Source organism: Marinomonas sp. CT5 (assembly GCF_018336975.1).
Taxonomy (GTDB): Bacteria; Pseudomonadota; Gammaproteobacteria; order Pseudomonadales; family Marinomonadaceae; genus Marinomonas.
In genome coordinates, this window is sequence record NZ_CP025572.1 from 2381373 (window position 1) to 2397061 (window position 15689).

Here is a 15689-nt window from a genome sequence, read left to right on the forward strand (position 1 = left end):
GTCAAGGTAAACACATTTCACTTCGATCGTTATTTTTAAGCAAAAAAAACCGAGTACATTCGACTCGGTCTCTTGGGGTTTACTGATAACGAATTAATGCAGTTTTAATTTAGGTTTAACCACTTTACCTATTTTTTGCGCGGCCATAATTACCGTTGCCTTAAACCATCCATGTATTGCGATTAAGTGAAGTCTATACAAAGAAACATATACAAAACGAGCAAGGCGACCTTCTATAAACATGGAACCTCCCATCAAATTCCCCATGAGGCTGCCTACGGTACTGTATCGACTCAAGTTAACCAAAGAGCCGTAGTCTTTATAGGTGTATTCCTTTAATGGTTCACTCAAAAAAGACGCCTTTATGTTCTCAAATACTAGTGAGGCCATTTGGTGGGCTGACTGAGCTCGAGGTGGGACAAAAGAACCATCCGCTTGCTTGCAAGCACAGCAATCACCAATCACATAAACATTCTCAAAATTTGTTGTCTGAAGCGTTCCTTTAACCAATATTTGATTATTCCGAGTGGTTTCAAAGCCCTCAATATTAGCAACAAAATCGGGCGCTTTAACGCCAGCGGCCCAAATCATCAAATCTGCCTCTATATTTTTTTCGTCCGCAGTTTGAAAACCACCGTCATAAGCACGAACCACTCGAGTACTTTGACTGACTTTTACTCCCAAACGAATCAATTCTTTGGTTGCTAAGGAAGCAATTCTATCCGGCAAAGCCGCCAAAATCCTAGGTCCTGCTTCGATCAGTTGAATATTTAATCTCTTACCAGACATTTCAGGCATACCATAGGCTTTCAGCATATCGGCAACATGAAATAACTCTGCGGACAATTCAACCCCTGTTGCACCACCACCAACAATCGCCAACTTGAGTTTCGAGTCTGTTCCTTCTTGATGAATACGCAAGAACTGATTCAAGAGAGCCTGCTGAAAGCGCTCAGCTTGTTTATGGGAGTCTAAGAAATAACAATGCTCTAATACACCAGGAGTACCAAAGTCATTGCAGACACTCCCTACCGCCATGATAAGAATATCGTATGAAATGCTCCTTTCTGGTAAGACGATATGTCCCATATCATCTGAAAGAGAATCTAACTTCAGTGTTCTTGCTTCTGGATCGACTCCCATCAGGGTGCCTAATTGAAATTGGTAGTGGTGTTTAGCGGCATGGGCTCTATAGTTAATGCCATCATTATTGATATCTAAAGAACCCGTTGCCACTTCATGCAACAAAGGTTTCCAAATATGAGTTTGGCTTCTATCAATAAGCACAATTTCAGCCTGACGCTTTTTACCAAAGGTATGTCCCAGTTTGGTAACCAATTCCAAACCGCCGGCGCCACCGCCCACTACCACGATTTTTTTCATATAAGATCCCCTATAAACGTTGAATAATCTGGAAAACACTCAAAGAACGCTTTCCAGATTCCTCGACCAGATCTTCTACCTCGCTCTTTTCGCTAATAACTTATCTAACGTATTCGCAAACGCCATTCTGTCTTGTTGACTAAACGTTGCTGGACCTCCCATTTGAACACCAGAAGAACGCATTTGCTCCATAAAATCCCTCATACCAAGGCGCTGTTTAATGTTTTCCTTAGTATAGAGTTCACCTCTGGGGTTAATGGCTAAAGCGCCTTTTTCTATAACATCGGAGGCTAAAGGAATATCTGCAGTGATCACCAAATCTTGAGAGTCAATATTATCAACAATATAGTTATCTGCTACATCAAAGCCGGAGCTCACCACTCGACGCTCAATCCATTTAGAAGGAGGAATTGATATCGCTTGGTTTGCGACAAGTATACAAGGAATTTCAAGACGTTCAGCAGCACGAAATAGAATGGTTTTAATAACATTTGGACAGGCGTCGGCATCGACCCATAAGCGCATAGGATTCCCCTTTCTTTAGGCGTTCTATTATTAATCAGCCTAATAGTGAAATCCAGTAATGAATAAGAACAAATGGAGCACATATGAGTCATCCATTTGTTCTTATGAAAAGTTACTTACATATTTGGGTAGTTTGGTCCGCCAGAACCTTCTGGTGTAACCCACGTAATATTTTGCGCTGGGTCTTTGATATCACAGGTCTTACAATGAATGCAGTTTTGCGAATTGATTTGAAAAATGGACTCATTGTTTGATTCAACCACTTCATATACCCCTGCCGGACAATAGCGCTGAGCAGGCTCATTATATTTAGGCAGATTGCTCTCAATAGGAATCGAAACGTCCTTTAATTTTAGATGGCATGGCTGGTTTTCTTCATGGTTAGTGTTTGAAAGAAATACCGATGACAGTTTATCAAAGCTCAACAAACCATCTGGCTTTTTGTACTCTGGTGCAGTATGTTTTTCGGCTAGCTCCATACAGGCATAATCCGGTGTCATATCATTGAAACTAAATGGTAATCCACCTGAGAAGACATTTTGATCCAACCAGTTGTATGCTCCCCCCCAAAAGGTTCCAAATTTATGCATTACAGGAACGAAGTTACGTGCTTGTTGCAGCTCTTTACCTAACCATGATTTCCGCATGGAATCATTAAATTCAACTAAATCTGCCGCTACTTTTTCAAGTTTAAGAGCATTGAAGATATTTTCTGCGGCTAGCATGCCACTCTTCATTGCAGTATGAGTACCTTTGATTTTAGCTGGATTTAATGTTCCAGCATCACAACCAATTACTAATCCGCCAGGAAAGCTCATTTTGGGCAATGAAGCCCAACCACCTTTAGCAATTGCCCTAGCACCATAAGAAACGCGTTTTGCATCTTTCAGATGTTCAGAAATAACAGGATGATGTTTATATCTTTGAAATTCTTCATAAGGACTTAAGTATGGGTTTTTATAGTTCAAATCAACTATCATTCCAACCACGAGTTGGTTATTTTCTAAATGGTATAAAAAACCACCGCCGCCGGCTTCATCGCCTAACGGCCAGCCCGCAGTATGAATGACTGTTCCGGGTTTACTTTGCGCTTCAGGGACATCCCACAGTTCTTTGATGCCTAGACCATAATGTTGAGGGGCTTTTCCTTTATCTAAATCAAAATGAGCAAGCAGTTCTTTACCTAAATGACCGCGACAACCTTCAGAAAAAATTGTGTATTTGGCTTTTAAGAGCATTCCCGGCATGAAGCCGTCTTTTTCAGAGCCGTCTGCGGCTAACCCCATATCACCAGTAATAACACCTTCAACATTGCCAGCTTCATCATAGGCTACATGCGCAGCAGAAAAACCAGGAAAGACTTCTACCCCTAACGATTCAGCTTGCTCTGAAAGCCAGCGACATAAGTTGCCTAGGCTTATAATATAATTGCCTTCATTATGCAGTGTTTTTGGAATCATCCAATGACTAAACTTTCTTGAAGCTGTTTCGGAACCAAGCCAATGAAGTTCATCCACATTGACGGCCGTGTTTAGTGGGGCTCCCATCTTTTGCCAATCAGGGAATAATTCTGTTAAAGCGGTTGGTTCGACAACGGCACCAGATAATATATGGGCGCCAATTTCTGAGCCTTTTTCAACTAAACAAACACTGATGTCTTTTTCTTCTTCTCGCGCTATTTGCATAATGCGACAAGCAGCAGATAATCCAGCAGGCCCACCACCAACGATTAAAACATCAAATTCCATTACTTCTCTATCTGACATGTTGCCTCCTAGACGGATACATTTTTATTTTAAGGCATTCTTTACTATTTATATGCTGTTAGCGATTGAAAGCATTTTTGTTTAGTTTGTCAATAGTTGAACCGCCAAACAATATTGTTTCAGTATACCCAAAAGCGCGAGGCAATATGTGATCACAATAGAATCGAACGGAATGTTCCCATGATTGTTTTTGCGTTTCGTCTAAAGTTTGATGAGTTTGAGATGCATGCAAAGCTCTAATTTGTAGCCACGCTCCGATTAAATAGCCCATTAGCATCATATAAGAATAAGCTAAACCAGTACCTAAAATAGGATTCTTTTCCATTAGCTCTAAACATTTTGCTGTTGCTTGCTTTGCTTGGTCGAGCACGACCTTAACTTTATCAACGTAACAACGAATATTTTCTTCTTGCCAAGAGTTAAGCTCTGTTTCTATTTCAGCGAGAAGTGACGCCATAGCTTGACCTTTGTCTGCATGCAATTTACGGCCAATTAAATCGATTGCTTGAATTCCGTTTGTTCCTTCGTATATTGGTAGAATCCGAGCATCGCGGGCATGCTGAGCGACCCCTGTTTCTTCAATGAACCCCATACCACCGTGTACTTGAATAGCTAAAGAAGTAATTTCTTGAGCTTGCTCAGTAATCCAGCCTTTCACGATTGGAGTATATAATGCTGTTCGAGCTATAGCGCTTTTCTTCTCTTCTCCTGAGGCAAAATGAGACATATCATTTTCGACCGCAGCAACATAAATAAGAGAACGCATAGCATCAATCTGTGACTTCATCGTCATCAACATTCGTAGTACATCAGGGTGTTCAATAATGGCCACTCGATCGGTTCGCTCTGCATTCATTCCTTGCTTTCGCTCTTGAGCGTAAACCAAAGCTTGTTGATAGGCTCGCTCGGAAATCGCTAAACCTTGCAGACCCACACCCTGCCTTGCATTATTCATCATAGTAAACATGGCTTTAATGCCTTCGTTCTCTTGGCCAACCAAGTACCCAATTGCTCCTTCGCTATCTCCAAAACTCATAACACAGGTAGGTGAAGCATGAATTCCCATTTTATGCTCAACAGAAACCACATGGACATCGTTACGTTTATCTGGCTCACCTTGTTGATCCAAAGTAAACTTTGGCACAAGAAACAATGAGATCCCCTTTACACCTGCTGGGGCATCAGGTAAACGAGCCAACACTAGATGAATAATGTTGTCGCTCATTTGGTGGTCACCCCATGTGATGAAGATTTTTTGGCCTTTGATACGAAATACATCACCATCTGGCGATGCCTTACATGCGATAGCTGCAAGATCTGAACCTGCAGCTGGCTCAGTAAGATTCATGGTTCCTGCCCACTCTCCAGCCAGCATTTTTGGAAGGTATAAATTTTTTAATTCATCATTTGCATGTAAACTGATAGCTTCAATAGCACCTAGGCTCAACAAAGGACATAGTGAGAAAGAAAGATTTGCCGCTTGAACACCTTCATTTACAGCCGTTGCGACATAAGAAGGAAGGCCTTGACCACCGTATTTTGGGTCACCAGACAAACCGATCCAGCCTCCCTCTGAATAAGCCTTAAAGGCTTCTTTAAACCCCTTCGCTTCAATAACCTCTCCATGCTCTACACGAGAACCTTGTTTGTCACCTGAGGTATTAATCGGTGCAATAACTTGTTCTGCCAACTTCCCTGCTTCACCAAGAATAGCTTCTAGCAATTCGTCATCTACAGCATCATCTAGATAAGGTGTAAGACGCTCTGTTTTTGCAATAGAGCGTAAACTGAATAAAATGTCATTGATTGGATATAGGTATTCGCTCATTTTTATTCTCCGATTAGTTATCCGAGCGGATTTATACATCTAGAATGAAAAAACTAAGCCAATTCCTCAATAACAATTCAGTCCTATATTTCTAACAAAAACATTCAATATGTCATATCAAACCTGCTCAAGCTACATTCTACGTACGCTTTATTGCCTTACCAAATTTCAAATATTCCTCACTTTTTCGATATTCTCCTGGTGTCATGCCAGTCCATTTCTTAAAGGAACGAAAAAAAGCACTTGGCTCATCAAACCCCATTAAAGCAGCAATATCATTAATGCTGAGTTGGGGGGCATTCATGTAGGTAATCGCGGCTTCTTTACGACAGTCATCTTTAATATTCTGGTAGGATGTTTTTTCATCATTTAATCGACGTCTTAATGTCGATACACTCATATTTAGTGCGCTTGCTACTTCATCAGCACTCGGCATCTCACGTGAAAAATCCTTTCCAAGCATCGCCATTACTTGTGATTTTAAGCTATTGTCATTTTCCACCATGACTAACAATTGATAGGGAGCGGTTTTAAGAAACCCCCTCAAACTGTCTTCGGTTTGAACAATAGGCATATCAAGATAACTGGCGGGAAACACCAACGCATTAGCGTGTTGATTAAATTTCACTTCAGATTGAAAAAGGGTTTTGTAATATTCAACGTCATCGGGACGTTCATTGGTAAAGTACGCCGCCTTTAAATTAAGACGGCGGCCAATCAGCCAACATATAAAGTGATGCCACATTGAGAGGGTTGTTCTTAATTGCTCATTAGATTCTGAGGTAACTAAAGCGTCAATATTGCCTTTAGAAGAGTCTATTGGTGCAAAAGTGACCATGGCAAAACGACCTTTTTTAATCAAGACTGGCTTTACCGTTGGCCCTCGGCAAATTTCATAAAAATCGCTGCAACGATATAAAGCATGGGCCAGGCTTCTCGCGTGGATGATACAAAGACACATCATGCGAAAAGTGCCATTGGGGACTTTACCACCACTTAGCATTCCAAATGACTCATCTTGCATGAGCCACATTATTTTTTGGTAAAGCATTCCATAACGGTAAGCAGGGAATGTATCACTCCGCTCTATTTCTTCCTGTGTTAGTTCTAAGCTGTCTAACACGGCTTGGCGATCTAATCCTTGATTCTCAACCGCTTTTAAAAGATAGCGAACACTCGACATAGGAACAGAAGCTTTCACTCTTACCACCTTTTCTAACAATTTATTTTAATTAACAATTTTTATTGTCTGGTGCTTTTTTACCATAAAAAAAGGCTGCAGATGCAGCCTTTTTCATTTTACCTTTATTCGCTTGCTTAACTTCGCTATTTATCTTCAGTGAAAGCTGATAATAGCTCGTCAACAGACAGCTCTTCACTGTCATTTTCTATACTATCCGAATTTTCCATCGCTTCTAACTTTGCTTTTTCTACTTTTTCATCAGCAGGCTTTACAAAAACGAAACGACGTGGGCGCACAGGAGACACCTCGACTTCCTTTTCTGGAAGCAATCCTAAACGTTCAAGTTTCTTTTGCGCTTGTTCTTTGCGTTCTTTGGACTTTTTGGTAACAAAACGACGAGTTGATGAAGATTTACGAGCTTTGTTTTGCTCTTTCATCATCTCTTTAGAACCAGTCTTTCCAAGTTTGCCACGCATACTGCGCGATTTTTTAACACGAGCCATAATATCCTCTCTTTATCGCGCGCATTGTAGCAGTGAATTCACGCTAGGTCATCCTGCAGTATTAGCAATTCTTAAAAGAGCTGTGACCTATTTTTCTTTGTTTACCCATAGCACCAAGTAATTCTCTGACTTTAGCAGAATCACCTGACTTCAATGCACTTTCTAGGTTCTTAAGCACTACGATCGTGTCATCAATAACCTTTTTATATTCAGCTGTTTGAGATTTTAATTCAGCATTTGTTAAATCACCATGAGTAAATTTATGAGGGGTTTCACTGCGTGATTTCTCGAAATACGTAATTAATGAATCAACATGTTTTACCGCGGACTGACTATCTCCAGACTTTACATCCGATGACATTGCACGCATTTCATCTTTGATATTCTCCATATATCCATGCAAGGTAGTATCACATGAACCGTGGGCGAACACAGCGGACGAAAAAGCGACCGAAACAAGCGAGACCAAAAAAAGACCTTTTTTCATAAAACACACCTCAACAGTTTAAAATACAACTAAAATACCATGCTTTCTAAAAAAACATCTAGTTAATGTCAGAACTAAATTCAAACACAGTCAAAGAGACCTTTTCTTAGATGACACTAGTGGTTTCTAATTGTATCTTATGAACTTCATTAAGTTTCAAAACACTTCTTTAATAAACAACGATGGGGGCAATTATTTTTAAACTTATACAGATTTGTTACCTGCTTGTTAGTTTATGCTTCTCAAGCCTAATTTTTGCAGAATGTCGTGATTTTGATGCCAAGCAGGCCGCGGATAAAGCCGCTCAAAACTTAACTGGAGGAAAAACCTTTAAGAGAGCGTTGATACTAAAAAAACACTTACCGAGTAGAAGAAAAGAAGTTGCTAGTTATATTCATGTTAAAGAGACCAGTCTTTATTACACGATTTTCTTTTTAGTCAATGACAGTTGCAATGCGCAATTTATTAAAAGAACCAATGGCAAACATTAGCGTAAGCCATTGGTTAACTTTAATTATAAAAAACCTATTTGTCGTCTTTCTCTGACTTTTTATCTTTACCAACCTTTGAAGGAGTGGAATCGTCATCGGATTCATCTTCTTCGTCATCCTCTTCTTCACCAAGTTTAGAAATCGCTTCAAGACGCTCAATGACTTTTGCAGAAACGGTGCCTTCTGGGTATTCACCCTCTTCATTCACGACGCCCGGTTCAATACCTGTTAGTAAATGTAAAGCTTCATCAGCTGTTGAAATAGCATAGATATGAAATTGACCCGCTTTAACGGCCTGAATAATCTCATCATTGAGCATCAGATTGACGGTATTGGATTTCGGTATAATAACACCTTGTGTTCCAGTTAAACCTCGAGCATGACAAACATTAAAGAAGCCTTCAATTTTTTCATTAACACCACCAATCGCCTGTATTTCGCCGTATTGGTTTAAAGATCCTGTAATAGCAAGATCTTGACGTAATGGAACTTGCGTTAATGCAGACAACAAACAACAAAGCTCTGCGGTCGAAGCGCTGTCTCCGTCGATATAACCATAGCTTTGTTCCATAGCAATAGAGGCAGAAATATCCAATGGAAAACGTTGAGCATACTTGTTGCCCAAATAACCAGACAGAATCAATACCCCTTTAGAGTGAATGTTTTGACCTAGGTTCGATTCCCTTTCAATATCAATAATGCCTTTGCCACCTGGGTAAACCGTTGTTGAAATGCGAGCTGGCGCGCCGAAACTGCTATCGCCAATTTGCATAACCGTCAAACCATTGATTTTACCAACAGCATAGCCATCACTCTCAAGGAGAACAGTCCCTTCTAATATTTCCTCGATAATTTTTTCACTAACACGGCCGGTGCGATGTTTCTTAGCTTTTAAAGCTCTCGAGATATGTTCTGCGGTGATTTCATTATCTTTCGCCATTTGACGAACAAAATCCGCTTCACCTAATAACTCAAATACATCACCAATTTTTGCTGCCATTTCTCTCTGATGCTCAGCCAAACGACTGCTGTATTCAACTAGAGCCGCTACGCCATCTCGCGTCACATTGGCATACTCTTCTTTATCAACGCGATCTTTCATTAGGCGTGCAAAAGATAACTCAGATTCTTTTGAACGTTTTAATGTGTCATCGAAATCTACTAAAACACGAAACATTTCCTGGAAATCAGGATCAGCATCTTGCAATAAATAATAAATATCACGGGCACCAATTAGCACTACTTTTACTTGCAAAGGTAAATCTTGTGGTGACAATGTCATTGTGTTCATCAAGCCCATATCGGCATATGGGTGTTCTATTTTGATGGTTTTACTTTTTAGTGCTCGTTTAAGTGCTTCCCACAAATAATGATCTGTCAGTAGCTTTTCTGCATCCAGAATCAAATAGCCGCCATTGGCAGCATGCAAGCTACCAGAACGAATCAAACGGTAGTTTGTAACCAACATCCCCTGATCACTACTGTGTTCAACTTGCCCAAACAAATTACGATACGTTGGGTGAGGCTCATATACCACTGGTTGACCACCGTTCGGCTCATGAGTAATAGCGATGTTAGGTAAATACAATTCTTCGTAGAATTGACGACGACCAACTTCGTCACGATTTTCAGACGCTTTATCATCCGCCATTTGATCAATAATGGTTTTGTCTAGGTCTTCTCTTAAGGCTTTAAGATGAGAGACTATATGATCATTGTCTTGATACTTTTCGAACAAACCAGCCATCAAGGGATCTAGCGCTTCTTTTACCGTATCCAAATTCAACTGACGAATCTGTTCATAAGTGGCACGCTTCCATTGTGGCAGCCCCAATAACTCTTCGTTTAACAAGCCTTCTAGAGTAGAAACGCCTTCTTGAAACGCGTCTCGTTCTTCATCCGTTAATGCAGCAAATTCATTTTCTTCTAATGCTTTACCTTCTTTCATCGGTGCAAAGCTTACAGATGAGGCATCACGGAACATGGCTACACCAATTTTTCCAGAGACTCTCTCTACTTTGTTAATAGCCGCTTCATATTGATCATTGAAAGCTCGATCAATGATGCTTTTTTGTTGCTGGTAGGTTGGATTTTCGAAGGCCGCAGGAAAAGTCGCCATCAAGCCATCAATCAAGCCACGAATTTCTTTCTCAAATTCTGATGCTTGGCCCGGAGCAAACTCTATCGCCTTAGGACGGTGACTTTCAGTGAAATTATTAATATATGCCCACTCATTAGGCGCTGGTCGACGTTTTGCTTCACTACGGAGATAACTCAACACATAGGAAGAACGACCTGTTCCTGAATCGCCCATAGCAAAAATGTTGTAACCCGGACGCTGCATAGCAACACCAAACTGAATGGCTTCTACAGCACGCTCTTGACCTAAAATACCGCTAAGAGGCTCGATATCATTTAAGGTTTCGAATGTCAGGTGGTCTGCAGGAACTTTGGCTGAAAGAGCTTGATACGGTAGAGAAGTTACCATGTTGGACATTAATGGATTTCCTTAAGTCTAACAAGCCAGTCAGAAAATAGGCTTGCGAAAGAAGAAGGCTCTTCTTTCAAATATGTTAAATAAATACAATGTGTTGAGACTAACATTCTGCTTTCAGTTCGACCATACGGAAGTGCGGATAGCATCGCTTTTTACCTGAAAACAAAGGTTATTCATTAAACAGCACTTAGTTGAAGCTGATGTTGAGGATTAGCCCTCGTAAATACTCGATGAAAGTTTGCGGCAGTGGCTTCAAGTAATGCTTCATAACGAATTCCCTTTAGGTCCGCCACGTACTGAGCCACTTCAGAAACATATTGCGGCTCGTTTTTCTTACCGCGATATGGCACAGGGGCTAAATAAGGTGCATCGGTTTCTACAAGCAAGGAATCCAACGGCAACTTTCGCACTGTTTCTTTTAAATCTTGGGCTGTTTTGAAAGTGACAATACCGGAAATAGAAATCAAATAGTTCTCATCCAAAGCCGCCTTTGCCATTTCATAATCTTCTGTGAAACAGTGCAATACACCCGCCGTGTTGGGGTTGCCGTATTGCTTAATTAAAGACAAAGTATCTGCCTTAGCATTTCTTGTATGAACAATAACGGGTAGCTCTAAATCTCCTGCGGCCTTTAGATGATGCATAAAACTCACCTTCTGTGCATCATGAGCTTGCTCTGAAGCTTCATAGAAATAATCTAGGCCAGTTTCACCAATCGCAATCACTTTAGGATCTGCGCAATACTGACGTAGTAATGATTCATTTGTTACTAAGCCTTCACTTTGCAATGGATGAACACCACAACTAGCATACACACCATCACGACGGGTAAAACTTAAAACCCTGTCCATTTTATTAAGATCAACAGAAATAGTAAGTAACTGTCTGACGCCTTTATGGTAAGCCGCATCGATGGCAGAATGAAGATCGTTGTTGTATGGTGCCAAATCAAGCATATCAAGATGGCAATGGGTATCAATTAACATAGTGGGTTTACCATTGATTCAATTCGTGTGTGAGTTGCATTATGGGGTTTAAGTTTGTTTTTTGAAGGTCTGACTTAAGGTTTTGTATAGTTTGATAGCGCGTCATCATCGCTTGAATACCAAGACGAACAATAAGTCTGTCGTATACATCCTGTAATGCCTCATCTATCGGCGCACCAGTTGAATGACAAATACATTGATGAAGTATCGCGGCTAATCCATTACAGTAATCTTCCACATTACTATTATCTAAGCCTTTTAAAAACACGTTGACAGAAATTGAACCTTGTAACATCAAACTTAGTTGATCAGGTAAATCTGCGTAGAGCTGTATTTTTCCTTGCTGTTGAATCGATCTAAGGCGAAAAGGCTCAGTCGTTAACCAAAATAAGCCACTTAATACTTCCCCCTCAGAGTCTTCTGTTAACCACTGTTTTACTTGTTCTATGCTAGGTGTTGGCACATTGACTAATAAACAGCGGCTTCTTATTGTTGGCAAAAGACTGGTTGATTGGGAGCTCGTTAAAACAAAATATGTGCGATCTGCTGGCTCTTCAAGGGCTTTTAATACTGCGTTTGCCGCATTTATATTCATTGCTTGTGCATGAGTAATCAACACAACTTTATTTTGCCCAACTTGAGGTTTTTGACTTATCTGTCTTACCAATAAACGTATTTGATCCACTTTAATGCTAGAAGTCTCACCATCTAGCACACGAAAATCAGGGTGTGTATCTGCTCGCATTAATTGGCATGAATGGCACACTCCACACGCAGCCGCTTGGTCACTTTCACACATAAGATCTTTGACCATTTCCCTGGCCAATTCTTCCTGACCGACACCATCGGCACCGGTAATTAATAAAGCGTGCGAAAGAGCCTTAGCCTGTTTAAGAGCTTGTACTTGTTGTAGACAAGGGTGTAGCCAGTGAGCAATATTTGTCATTTAAGCCTCATCAGCCCACGCCTTGTTTAATTGTCTAAGTTGCTCTTCAATCTGTTGCTTAACAGCATCCAAAGGCAAGCTAGCATCAATTATTTTTACCCGTTGAGAGTCAGCTTTTGCACGATCAAGGAAGCCATCGCGTACTTTTTGATGGAAGCTCAATGACTCTTTATCAAGACGATCTTGATGGTTACGCAGAACAACACGCTTTTGCCCTAATTCTACAGGAACATCCAAAAGCAACGTCGCATCCGGTTTGCTATCACTAACAACCCAATCAGCAAGTTGATCTAACATTGCCAAATCGCCACCACGAGCTTTGCCTTGATAAACATAACTGGAGTCCAGAAAGCGATCACTAATGACCCAAAAACCTTTATCTAAAGCAGGCTTTATCTTTTCGGCAATATGTTGTGCTCTGGAAGCAAAAACCAGTAATAATTCAGTGACATCATTCACGGCTTCGTCGCGTGGCGTTAAAATAAGTTGGCGAATCTCTTCTGCAAGAGGAGTTCCACCCGGTTCACGAGTCATGACATAAGGAATATCGTGAAAATCTAGCCATTCCCGAATAAAATGAATAGCTGTTGTTTTACCGCTCCCTTCCCCACCTTCAAGCGAAATAAATTTACCTCTCATTGTCACTTTCCTCTATTTCGTTATTACCGGAGTCGATCGGTAGTCTTCTCGGCGTTTAAACTGATACTTTCTTACCGCGCGGTTATGTTCTTTTAAAGTATTAGAAAACGCATGGGTACCATCCCCTTTTGCGACAAAATACAAAGCCTGGGTATCTTCAGGATTGAGAGCAGCCTCTATAGCGCCTCGACCGACATTCGCAATAGGGGTTGGAGGCAAGCCATAAAAACGATATGTGTTATAAGGCGATGAATCTTGTAATCCTTTACGGGTTAAATTGCCCTTGAAGGAATCTCCTAGCCCATAAATAACAGTTGGGTCCGTTTGTAAACGCATCCCTTTTTTTAGGCGACTAATAAATACCTGAGAAATCAGTGGTCGTTCAAAAGCGGCTCCAGTTTCCTTTTCAATAATAGAAGCCATAATTAAAGCCTCATAAGGCGATTTATAAGGCAAATCTGGCGCTTTATTTTTCCATAAATCAGTTAAAGTTTGATTTAGCAATGCATGAGCATGCTTAAGAATACTTACATCCGTATCGCCATCATGGTAACGGTAGGTATTAGCAAAAAATTGCCCTTCTGGATGCAACACATCAAGCCCTGTTTTTTGCGCTATCTCTTCATTTGACGCATCAAGTAGGGTCATAGTGATATTGCCACTGGCTTTCATCGCAAGCAAAAAGTCGCGTGTTGTCTTTCCTTCCAATAACGTAATGGAATAAAAAATAGACTGTCCAGAATCGAACAAAGCCATCATATCCAATAAATTCATTTTTGGCTTGATCGCATATTGGCCCACTTTAGGTACCCAGTCTGGGTGAAGCTTTGCTACAACACGAGTTAAATATGGGTTATCAATAAAACCTTTTTTTGTCAGTTCGTATCCTAAGCTATGAGCAGTATCACCAGCATGAACCTCGAATACTTTATCAGCTGTTAAGCCTGTAGGCACTGTAATGGCGTGGTATAAGTAACCAGCTAAAATAGCTAGCAGTGTAATAGACAAAAAAACAACACGATAGAACCACTTAAATAACCCCATGCATATCCTTAGTTTGCATTAAAAATTGTAATTTGCGCGTACAAGTCCCTATGGGAAAAGCTACATTAGCGACACGCGTTACAGGGACAATGCCCATCAAACTGTTGGTGATAAAGACTTCATCAGCAGACATCAAGTCACTCAATAAATAACGACCTACTTGAACATTATAATGAGATTGACATTCTATAATTTTTCTACGATATGTCCCTTGCACACCTGACAATTCAAGAGAAGGTGTAAACAAAATCCCCTTACGCCACCAAAAAAGATTACTTTGAATACATTCAACCAATTCCTTATTCGTGTTCAGCATAACCGACTCAAAATCGGGGGCTGATAAATATTGCTTAGCCATAACATTTTCAAGCCGATTTAAATGCTTTAAACCAGCAGAAAAACGGTTAATGCTAACGGGGACTGGCGAAACTGATAGTGAAACCCCTTTGCTCTGCTGATCTAGATAATTTGGAGCGGGTAGGATACCGATAATAACAGAATGAATACAGTGTTCTGGCGGTAAATACCCTCTTCCTCCTTTACCGCGAGTCACAATAATCTTAACAACAGATTCTTCATTAATAAGAGGTAGAGCTTGTGTATGCAAAAACTCGAAAAGCCTTTGTTTTTGCTCCGGAGAAAATGCCATCCCGAGCTTAGAGAGCCCACGATAAAGGCGTGCAAGATGATAATGAATTTGTACGAATTGCTTAGGCCGTGTTTTTATGGTTTCGAATACACCATCACCGTAAGCCAAACCACGATCAGCAACGGAAACCGAAGTATCCAACCTGTAATTGACAAACCAAGTCATGGCTAAAAACTCAAAAATTAAGGTTAGCTATGATAGCGCAAAAAAGAATGGCGTCCCATAGGGGGTTCGAACCCCTGTTACCGCCGTGAAAGGGCGGTGTCCTAGGCCTCTAGACGAATGGGACATATAAAATCGAAATGGAGCGGGAAACGAGGCTCGAACTCGCGACCCCAACCTTGGCAAGGTTGTGCTCTACCACTGAGCTATTCCCGCAAAGCTAGCCATTCTACTTTTTAAAATAGAGGGCTTGAATAATGGCGTCCCGTAGGGGGTTCGAACCCCTGTTACCGCCGTGAAAGGGCGGTGTCCTAGGCCTCTAGACGAACGGGACATAAAACATCATTACATATCTATATACACACTTTCTTAACGACACTTTGAAAGTGGCGTCCCGTAGGGGGTTCGAACCCCTGTTACCGCCGTGAAAGGGCGGTGTCCTAGGCCTCTAGACGAACGGGACACATCTTAGCTTTTATAGTGCTACAACTATTTTCCTTTTCTAAAAGGAAATGGAGCGGGAAACGAGGCTCGAACTCGCGACCCCAACCTTGGCAAGGTTGTGCTCTACCACTGAGCTATTCCCGCATTCGACCACCC

Annotated in this window: 13 protein-coding genes and 5 tRNA genes; all 18 read right to left on the minus strand. The window is 41.0% G+C overall.

Translation table 11 applies throughout. From position 1 onward, the window contains the following. Positions 1–93: 93 nt before the first annotated feature. Complete coding sequence (locus C0J08_RS11180; protein ID WP_212652066.1) at positions 94–1383, minus strand: NAD(P)/FAD-dependent oxidoreductase; 1290 nt, start codon at positions 1381–1383, stop codon at positions 94–96. Positions 1384–1458: 75 nt separating this feature from the next. Then, positions 1459–1908, minus strand: a complete 450-nt coding sequence (locus C0J08_RS11185; protein ID WP_212652067.1) for a YaiI/YqxD family protein — start codon at positions 1906–1908, stop codon at positions 1459–1461. Positions 1909–2024: 116 nt separating this feature from the next. Further along, complete coding sequence (locus tag C0J08_RS11190; RefSeq protein ID WP_212652068.1) at positions 2025–3674, minus strand: electron transfer flavoprotein-ubiquinone oxidoreductase; 1650 nt, start codon at positions 3672–3674, stop codon at positions 2025–2027. Between the two features lie 58 nt (positions 3675–3732). After that, the gene (locus C0J08_RS11195; RefSeq protein WP_212652069.1) at positions 3733–5502 is read right to left on the minus strand and encodes an acyl-CoA dehydrogenase family protein; all 1770 of its coding nucleotides are present in this window, start codon (positions 5500–5502) and stop codon (positions 3733–3735) included. Positions 5503–5641: 139 nt separating this feature from the next. Further along, positions 5642–6703 (minus strand): AraC family transcriptional regulator, encoded by a 1062-nt coding sequence (locus tag C0J08_RS11200; protein ID WP_212652070.1) that lies wholly within the window; start codon positions 6701–6703, stop codon positions 5642–5644. 125 nt (positions 6704–6828) lie between these two features. Next, positions 6829–7188 carry a hypothetical protein gene (locus C0J08_RS11205; RefSeq protein WP_212652071.1) on the minus strand — a complete coding sequence of 120 codons (360 nt, stop codon included), beginning with the start codon at positions 7186–7188 and terminating at the stop codon, positions 6829–6831. Between the two features lie 61 nt (positions 7189–7249). Beyond that, entirely contained in the window at positions 7250–7675 is a 426-nt protein-coding gene (locus C0J08_RS11210) for a cytochrome b562 (protein ID WP_212652072.1), read from the minus strand. Between the two features lie 525 nt (positions 7676–8200). Next, complete coding sequence (locus C0J08_RS11215; protein ID WP_212652073.1) at positions 8201–10663, minus strand: Lon protease family protein; 2463 nt, start codon at positions 10661–10663, stop codon at positions 8201–8203. 176 nt (positions 10664–10839) lie between these two features. Then, positions 10840–11649, minus strand: coding sequence for a TatD family hydrolase (locus C0J08_RS11220; RefSeq protein WP_212652074.1), 810 nt, complete (start codon positions 11647–11649; stop codon positions 10840–10842). A gap of 7 nt (positions 11650–11656) precedes the next feature. Beyond that, positions 11657–12595, minus strand: coding sequence for a DNA polymerase III subunit delta' (gene holB, locus C0J08_RS11225; RefSeq protein WP_212652075.1), 939 nt, complete (start codon positions 12593–12595; stop codon positions 11657–11659). Continuing rightward, complete coding sequence (gene tmk, locus C0J08_RS11230; protein WP_212652076.1) at positions 12596–13234, minus strand: dTMP kinase; 639 nt, start codon at positions 13232–13234, stop codon at positions 12596–12598. A 12-nt stretch (positions 13235–13246) separates the two neighbouring features. Then, entirely contained in the window at positions 13247–14278 is a 1032-nt protein-coding gene (mltG, locus tag C0J08_RS11235; protein ID WP_212652077.1) for an endolytic transglycosylase MltG, read from the minus strand. After that, a complete protein-coding gene (pabC, locus tag C0J08_RS11240; protein WP_212652078.1) occupies positions 14265–15092 on the minus strand; it encodes an aminodeoxychorismate lyase in 828 nt (275 codons plus the stop codon). Before pabC ends, mltG begins: the two co-directional genes overlap by 14 nt. A 48-nt stretch (positions 15093–15140) precedes the next feature. Next, a tRNA-Glu gene (locus C0J08_RS11245) sits at positions 15141–15216 on the minus strand. 14 nt (positions 15217–15230) lie between these two features. Beyond that, positions 15231–15305 (minus strand) — tRNA-Gly (locus C0J08_RS11250). 42 nt (positions 15306–15347) lie between these two features. Further along, positions 15348–15423: transfer RNA gene (locus C0J08_RS11255), tRNA-Glu, on the minus strand. A gap of 53 nt (positions 15424–15476) precedes the next feature. Beyond that, a tRNA-Glu gene (locus tag C0J08_RS11260) sits at positions 15477–15552 on the minus strand. Positions 15553–15602: 50 nt separating this feature from the next. Beyond that, positions 15603–15677: transfer RNA gene (locus C0J08_RS11265), tRNA-Gly, on the minus strand. Between the last annotated feature and the right edge of the window lie 12 nt (positions 15678–15689).